Consider the following 1,913-nt stretch of genomic DNA (forward strand, 5'->3'; position numbering starts at 1 on the left):
AATGTTTGATGTATTTTCCGACCGTTTTCCGATCGACCCCTATAATTCTCGCAATCTCTCGTTGAGACTTCCCCTCCCGGTAATGCATGATGAGAATATTTTGCTTCTGGATCAATTGGATCATCTCTCCCGGCCCCCACATCACTGATCTTCTGCTCTGTGAGGATTATCGGTCAGGGTGGGGGAAGTTTCAATGAGCGGTGTGGCGTATTTTTAGGTTACCGTATACAGTCGTTTTTTTAACAGAAACTAGTAAATTCAAAATGTCGGGAGGTCGAAAGCTAGTAGGAATTCCAAGAGTCCCGAGGTCTATGAGAAATTACATAATTTTTATAGGAAGGGAGGATTGAAGGTAGCAAGTTAGAGTAAAGTGTAATCTCTAGAATAAATTGTTTAACTCAAAAATCCTAGCAAAGGAGACGCGACCAACGATGATCAACAAAAATAAGAGATTGAAAAAAGTGGTAGCAGCATTGACGATTACCGGTAGTGTTTTGGTGACAAACTTTGCTTCGGCGGCTGACGTGTGGAGTAGCAGTCAGGGATGGACTACTAAAGAAGGGAGTTATGCACCTTATTGGGGAAACACGGCGTTTCACGAAGTTAGTGAGAATGGTAAGCATTATCTCGAACCTTGGGCAAGATTTAAATATGATCAAGCCACAATTGACAACATCAAATTCTATTACGAGAGTCCAACTTACAATTGGTATCCAGGATTTGATATATCTGTTACAGATGACTACAATACATCGGTAAATGCAGACGTCACACAACTGTATAGCACTTTTCCAAACCCTTATTATGATGTCGATGATGATCCGGAAACAAAAATTCCGGCAGGTAATGGGTATAACGATGAATCTGAGGTAGTTTGTTTAGCTCCTTTACAAATGACAGCTGAAACCGATTATCGATTTAAGTCAAATTTTAAAATAGTAACAAAGGCTGCAACTGAGTATGCTTTCACGGCTAATGAAAATAATCAATACATGAATACAACGCGCTATGATACCCGCCTAAAAAGAACATACACTCCCCAACTTTAAATCAAATAGAAAAGGAGACGATTGTAATGAAATATACAAATTGGCTATTGGCAACATTATTGGTCGGTGGATTGGGAACTGCAGTTGCTGGAATTGCCAGTGCTACTCAAGAGGAACAAAAACCGAAGTTTAACCCTTTTCAGATTCATCAAAAAATAGTTAAATCAAAAGAGGGTCTCTTGAAATATAAAAAAGAAAGCGAAAACACCCTAAAAAAGCTTCAAAATGAAATCAGCCAACAAGAAGAGGTTTTTGTCACCATTACACTTGCTAAGCCCATTAATGAAGGACAATTAACAAAGTTGGTTAATAACTATAAGTTAAACGTACAGCATACCCTTATTAGATCAATTGAAAAAGACACTAAATTAAGGGGAACTTTGTTAATGAGCCCGTCCGAGAAAGGGTTATTTGACAAAACAGCTTTGGATCGAATTATGACTCAAAACGATGCCACTTTTAAGGGATTTATTGAGATAGTGGCTACAGTCCCGAATGCAAATTTACAAGGGCTAGCATCAGATCAGTTAGTGTTTTTAGTCGATTCTTCAGGCGATGAACATTTTGTTTTCAATCCTAAAAAGAAATATGTACCCGGAGTATTCTGGGATCTGGAAGACACTAATATGATTTCCGAATAAGAAAATTCTAAGTACGGAGGGATAGCTAGTACTCTATCCCTCCGTACTTAGAGAACTTATATGTAGCCCAGTAACTGTTTTTAGGCAATACGAATTCGAGATCAGTATTTTTTTAGATGGTACAAAAGCACCGTTCCAAAAACGGTGCTTTTAGTGAATATTTCACTGCCATAAGGCCAGTGAGTTAATCAGTGAGAGCCACTTTGTTAACGAATTGGAGCCA

Annotated in this window: 3 protein-coding genes; 2 read left to right on the plus strand and 1 reads right to left on the minus strand. The window is 38.5% G+C overall.

What is annotated here, in order from left to right:
* On the minus strand, positions 1-124 hold a 124-nt coding region (locus tag ACFO8Q_RS09090), incomplete at its 3' end, for a sigma factor-like helix-turn-helix DNA-binding protein (RefSeq protein WP_465251882.1).
* 307 nt (positions 125-431) lie between these two features.
* Here ACFO8Q_RS09090 and ACFO8Q_RS09095 point away from each other — a divergent pair.
* Complete coding sequence (locus ACFO8Q_RS09095) at positions 432-1,049, plus strand: hypothetical protein (protein ID WP_380025457.1); 618 nt, start codon at positions 432-434, stop codon at positions 1,047-1,049.
* A 26-nt stretch (positions 1,050-1,075) separates the two neighbouring features.
* Positions 1,076-1,690, plus strand: coding sequence for a hypothetical protein (locus ACFO8Q_RS09100; RefSeq protein WP_380025458.1), 615 nt, complete (start codon positions 1,076-1,078; stop codon positions 1,688-1,690).
* Positions 1,691-1,913 lie beyond the last annotated feature (223 nt).

Origin of the sequence: Effusibacillus consociatus (assembly GCF_042652925.1) — a bacterium.
GTDB classification, from domain to species: domain Bacteria; phylum Bacillota; class Bacilli; order Tumebacillales; family Effusibacillaceae; genus Effusibacillus; species Effusibacillus consociatus.

Coding starts and splice junctions, on each gene's coding strand:
- ACFO8Q_RS09095 (WP_380025457.1), top strand. CDS start 432: ATGATCAACAAAAATAAGAGATTGAAAAAAGTGGTAGCAGCATTGACG.
- ACFO8Q_RS09100 (WP_380025458.1), top strand. CDS start 1,076: ATGAAATATACAAATTGGCTATTGGCAACATTATTGGTCGGTGGATTG.